General features: G+C 37.3%; 5 protein-coding genes. 1 reads left to right on the forward strand and 4 read right to left on the reverse strand.

Annotated features, from left to right (window positions below; genetic code table 11):
* Positions 1-158: 158 nt before the first annotated feature.
* The 3 genes from F6K22_RS28160 to F6K22_RS28170 form a co-directional block, all read right to left on the reverse strand.
* Complete coding sequence (locus F6K22_RS28160) at positions 159-1,652, reverse strand: NADH-quinone oxidoreductase subunit M (RefSeq protein WP_293105707.1); 1,494 nt, start codon at positions 1,650-1,652, stop codon at positions 159-161.
* A gap of 743 nt (positions 1,653-2,395) precedes the next feature.
* Positions 2,396-4,234 carry an NAD(P)H-quinone oxidoreductase subunit F gene (locus F6K22_RS28165; protein WP_293105708.1) on the reverse strand — a complete coding sequence of 613 codons (1,839 nt, stop codon included), beginning with the start codon at positions 4,232-4,234 and terminating at the stop codon, positions 2,396-2,398.
* 352 nt (positions 4,235-4,586) lie between these two features.
* Positions 4,587-4,835, reverse strand: coding sequence for a hypothetical protein (locus F6K22_RS28170; RefSeq protein ID WP_293105709.1), 249 nt, complete (start codon positions 4,833-4,835; stop codon positions 4,587-4,589).
* A 136-nt stretch (positions 4,836-4,971) separates the two neighbouring features.
* Between F6K22_RS28170 and F6K22_RS28175 the strand changes: the two genes are divergently transcribed.
* Positions 4,972-5,130: a hypothetical protein gene (locus F6K22_RS28175; RefSeq protein ID WP_293105710.1), complete on the forward strand. Its 159-nt coding sequence runs from the start codon at positions 4,972-4,974 to the stop codon at positions 5,128-5,130.
* A 133-nt stretch (positions 5,131-5,263) separates the two neighbouring features.
* Here F6K22_RS28175 and F6K22_RS28180 read toward each other — a convergent pair.
* Positions 5,264-6,091 (reverse strand): SAM hydrolase/SAM-dependent halogenase family protein (locus F6K22_RS28180; RefSeq protein ID WP_483244169.1); only part of this gene is annotated, 828 nt, incomplete at its 5' end.

Genomic DNA, 6,091 nt, shown 5'->3' on the forward strand with positions numbered 1-6,091 from the left:
GGTAAGGAATTGAAATAACTCTACAGGGGAGGAGGTATCAGTTCATACTCCTAAAATTCTGGTGAATTTCTTGATAACAAATAATTGTTTTTTGCCTATTCCCTGTTCCCTGTTCCCTGTTCCCTATTCCCTATTCCCTATTCCCTATTCCCTATTCCCTACTTTAGATATTGACTTATTGACTGAATTTCTATTTGAGATTTAAGCACTAAAAAATTGGAAGTTTCTTCACTCCAACGCACTAACCAAATAGGTTGAATTCCTAAAAAGAAAATCGCTACTGCTAATACCAAAGCAGGCGCACGTTCAGACCAAATAACCTTTGGATAATAAGCTGTATTATTATCTAATTTCCCAAAACAAGTACGGTTCAACAAAATTACAAAATAAACAGCAGTTAAACCACTAGCAATAATACACAAAAGAGTGGGAATTGGAAACTTAGAAAAACTTCCCTGAAACACAATAAACTCAGCAGCAAAACCCACCATTCCTGGAATACCTGCACTTGCCATTCCACCCATAATTAACAGAGCGCTAGTAAAAGGTAAACCTCGCACCGGACTCATTAAACCATTCAAAACAGATAACTCGCGAGTACCGACTTTAGTTTCCACTACACCCACCAGATGAAATAGAATCGCTAAAATTAGACCATGAGCCACCATTTGACTAATCGCTCCCACTAAACTTAGGGGTGTATTCGCAGCAGCAGCAACGATAATGTAACCCATGTGTCCAATGGAACTATAAGCCACCATCCGTTTAATGTCTTGTTGAGCGATCGCTGCTAATGCTCCATACAAAACGCTAATGGTGCCAATAATTGCCATTCCGGGTGCGACTATTTCCCAGGTTCCGGGGAATAGTCCCAAACAGAAACGCAATAATCCGTAAGTGCCTAACTTTGCCAATATTCCACCAAGTAAAATGGTAACAGGGGGAGATGATTCGACGTAAGCATCTGGCAACCAAGTATGTAGAGGAACCAGTGGTATTTTGATCCCAAATCCTACTAAGAGAATTGTTAGTAAGATAAGTTTAGTTATTAGAGGTAATGATTGGGTAGATATGAGATTATAGTCAAAACTAGGAGAATTGCTTAACCAAGTTATCCCTAAAAATCCTGCTAATATGAGAATTCCAGAAACTGCAGTATAGATGAGAAATTTTGTTGCTGCATAGCCTCGTTTTTCGCTTCCCCAAATTGCTATTAATAAATAGATGGGGATTAATTCTAGTTCGTAAAACAGAACGAAAAGTAGTAAATTTGCTGAAAGAAAAGCTCCTGCTACACCTGCATTTACCAACAAAATTAAAGAGTAGTAAAGTTTCGGACGTTCGACATTATTACCGTAGCCATAAACTACGATAAATGTTAGTAAAGAATTGAGGGCAAGTAAGGGTAAAGATAAACCATCTACTCCAAGATTATAGGTTAAACCTAATTGGGGAATCCAAGCAAATATTTCTTGAAATTGCCAGTGGGGATTATTTAAGTCAAACTTTAGAGCAATTTCTACAGTCCAAACTATGAGAGATACGGCTATTGCTAAAGTGACTTTTCGTAATTTTTCCGCCGGAATATTTCCTGGGAAAAATCCTACTAATATTGCCCCTAAAATTGGGATGATAATTAAAACACTGAGCATAATTTTTTGTTAAATTGTCGTCGATTAAATTGCTATGAATCATTCAAGAAGTAAGAAGGGAAAATTGCATCGGGATAGTCAAAGAACTTTCGCTCTAAGTCCACAAACTCCAACCAACTTTAAGCACTGTTTAGACATTGGGGTATTAAACCCGCGAGAGAAAAGGTAATAAAATAGTAGTAGCGTGTCAAGCTTAAAATGGTGTGTTAGGAGCAAGCAACGAGCGAAGACCTCTCCCCCCTCCCCTGCCCCTCCCCCTCTCCTGATGAGTGAGAGGGGAGAAATCCCCCCCTTCCCTTGCAGGGAAGGGGGTTGGGGGGTTAGGTTTTTTAATCTACATTTTCAAGCTTGACACGGCAGTAGCCTCAGAAAATTGTGATTTTTGACAGATAAATCTGGATAATTCTAGGGAATAAAATCCTATTATTAGTCTAATTATAACTTAGGCAATATAAGGTATTTTCGTCATTGCGACCCATAGGGAAGCAATCTCAAGCCCTAGTTTTTCGTAATTGATTAATTATCAATTATCCATTGGTAATACAGCCTCGTATGACTGAAATTTTTTAACAAATATTTGCCTATAATATCATCTCTCATTAAATAACTATAATAAACCAACCATAGGATGTTTCGCTGTGCGACATGTTTGCGGAGCATTCCCTATACGAAAACACATTTTTGTTATGCAACTTCCCTACATTGCGGTTAATTAATTTTACTTGAGATAATTTCAATTTTCCCTAAAATAAACCAACAGCTAACCAACTTAATAATAGGGTAATACCAATCAAAATTGTCAACAAATAAAACTGAGACTGACCAGAAACATTGTATTTTAAACCCTGACCTCCAAAAATAGTCGCGAAACCGACGAAATTAACTACTCCATCAACAATATAGCGGTCTATCCAAGAAATAATTTTTGATACTAAACCCACTACAAAAACAATCGTAATTTTATACAATTTGACCGTATAAAAATCGTAAGCAAAAAAGTCTTGTATTCCTTGGTAAGGCAATTTAATTGGTTTCTCCCACTTGTCATTTATATAAATCAACCCACCAATACCAAAACCAAGTACACTGGATAACAGTAACAAACCAGCAACAGGTTTATTAATAATTGCCATATCTGGTAATAACTGCCAATGTGCTAATAACAACGGAACGTGCAATGTAAAACCAGCCAAAATAGTCATCGGCAAAACCAACGCCCATAAACCTTCAGGCGATCGCTCGGTCATTGGCTTCGTTTTACCACAAAAAATTAAACCAAACTCCCGAATAATACTAAAAGCAGTTAACCCATTCACCACAAACAACACCCCCACTAACCAAGGTTGAGTCTGCCACAAATTATCTGCCATTTGTAACAACGCCCAAAAACTACCCAACGGAGGCAAAGCAACCAATCCCGCAGCACCGACTAAATAAGAAATTCCAGAAATAGGGCGACGAGACCACAAACCACCATATTGAGTCAGGTCTTGACTAATACAATTTAATATTACTCCACCCGTACTCATTATCAACAAAGCCATCGCACAAGCGTAAGTGAATAATAATATTAAAGCAGTTTTTTCTTGACCAGTACCAACCGCAATAAATACCAAACCCATGTATGCACTCACAGAATAAGAGAGCGCTCGCTTAATATCAATTTGGGCAATAGCAATTAAAGAAGCACAAACTGCTGTAAACACTCCCACTCCTACCATTACCGTAGAAGCTACAGGAGACAAAGCTAAAACTGGTTGCAACTTAGTCAATACCCAAGCTCCGACCGCTACTACCAGAGAATTCCTGAGAATTGTACTTGGTATCGGTCCTTCCATTGCTTCATCCAACCACAGATGCAAGGGAAATTGAGCGCATTTACCCAGAGGACCCGCGATTAAAGCTAGACTTAATAGAGTAGCAGTAGTGGGAGGAATGTTTGCAGTTTTCGCCCACTCAGCAAGCTCGGTATAATTCCAAGTTCCTGCTAGGGGTAACAGAGCGACTACTCCCATCAACACAAATAAGTCTCCGACCCGTTTTGTCAAGAAAGCGTCTCTTGCTCCCGTGACTACCAATGGTTGAGAATACCACAATCCTACTAATAAATATGTACCCAGAGTGAGAATTTCCAGAATAATGTAACTCCAGAACAGGGAGTTGCACAAAACTAAGGCACACATTCCCGCTTCAAATAATGCCAGTAGGGAGTAGAAACGCGCCCATCCCCAATCCATTTCCATGTAGGCGATCGCGTAGATTTGACTGAGGAGGTTTAGACCTGTTATTAATATAGTCGCCCCAATGGTTAGGGTGGATATTTCTACAGAAATATTGATGTCGAGCTGTGCTACTTGTAGCCAGGGTATTGATAATTCTCGTGCAGGTTGATTCCAACTTGCTGTCAGAGCAATTAAACCATGTAGGAAAGCGATGAAGGTCATTATTAAATTGATGTAACCTGCTGGTCTTGGTCCAGTGCGCTTAATAATTCCGGGCGACCAAGGCAAGGCTAAAATTGCACCAATTATAGCATAACAAGGTATTAGCCATACTGTTTCTAGAAACTCGTTTGATAACATTATTTTGGTTTTTGCAAGATTTAGATAGATTGCCTGCTTTTTATATTAATGGTTAATTTTATCTTAATTTTGATACAAAGATTAATATTTTTGTTGGAGAATGATTTAATTTATTTATCTGTAGGTTTTGGACTTTGGACAAAAACCAAAAATAGTTAGGGTAATATTTATGCTAACCAAGTCTGGCAATATCCCTCTGTCTTCAGTGAAAATAATCACTGAAAAATAGATGGCTCAAATCCCAACTTTTATTTATTTTTGGGAATTTTTTTGCCCTTTGATGATAACTTGATGACGAGTTCTTGGTGTTTTTTTATATCCTAGAGTTTAGACTAAATAGTTGAAAATAAAATCAAGTATAAGGATACAAAAAATCCAGACCATCAACAGATATGAGAAAAAAGATTTGGTGAAGCAGATTAAGGAGTTTAGTAATTTTCTGACTATCTATTATACTAATTTGTATGACTGATAACTTCTTATGGTTGTGGTCGTCCTCGCTTATACCATTTCTCAAAAACTTTTCTACATTTTCCCATTGCGGGGGAGTAGGGGCGATTCGCGAATCGCCCGTACAGGAGTAGGGGTAGGGACGTTGCATGTAACGTCCGTACCGGAGAAGTAAAAACAAGAATAATTAATGTTAAATTTGCTCAAATTAACAAAAAAGTAATTACCTTAGTTTAATTACTTAATAACTGAAGTGTTATCCAAGGTCTTGCGTTAATGCATGGGAATTGGTATTACATGGAAAAAAATTTAAACTCAGTGATAAGCAAATATCGAGACCAGAACAGCAAAAAATAGAACTCGAACATCCTCCGCTAGGAAAAATCCAGATTCAAGCATGGCATGAGTTACATTTTCGACAAGCACCCATGAAAAATTATTATTAATTCGAGTTCAGCAATTAGATTCACCAAAAAATAAACCACTGTGGCTAATTTGGCATAGAGAGCATATACTCCCCTTAATAGAAGTAGTTAAATTCTATCTACGTCCCTTGACTACTTACTGCTGATTCCTTATTTAAAACCAAACAATTTCAACTCTATCCCCATACTTTAAATTAAGTTGCTCCTCAGCACTACTACCATTAGCAGCAATTTCTACAAAACCATGAGACCCAATAATTGCAATTAATTCCCCTGCTTTACAGTCAGCATAAGTATTGCCACTAGATATTTTTTTATTCTGTAAAAAATCGGCATTATTATTAACAATAACCGACCAATTTTTCTCAACAACATAACTACTAGAAATATTAGTAATTATATTGCCAAAATGATCGATATGCTGAACGCAACCCACAATACCTGATTCTGTCAGAGTAATATTATTTAAAGGCAATTTAACTAAACTATCTGGATTAATTTTATCTCCCAAATTTTCCAACTTCACCCCACTAGCAATATGAGCAGCAACAGGAGTAAATATATCTCGACCATGAAAAGTTGTACTTGGTGTTTTTGTGCGCCAATACTCAGAATTAGTAAGCGTAACTACCTTGATATTTTGTATTTCTAAATTTTCCAAAACTCCACTAAAAATTCCATTGTCAGGTCCGACTAAAAAACCATTAGGTAGTTGAAGAGCGATCGCTCTTCTTGTACTCCCCACTCCCGGATCGACAACAGCAACATGAACCGTTTCTGGAGGAAAATAACGATAAGCATTTTGCAAACAAAATCTGGCAGCAAACAAATTTTGCGGAGGAATTTCATGGGTAAGGTCAATTACTTTTAGATTAGAGTTAATTTGATAAATTACACCTTTCATTACACCGACATAGACATCTTTTAATCCAAAATCAGTTAAGAGTGTGATTATTTTTTGATCCGACATTATTCTATTTAA

The sequence above is a fragment of the Okeania sp. SIO2F4 genome, from assembly GCF_010672385.1.
In the GTDB taxonomy this organism is placed as follows: Bacteria; Cyanobacteriota; Cyanobacteriia; order Cyanobacteriales; family Microcoleaceae; genus Trichodesmium.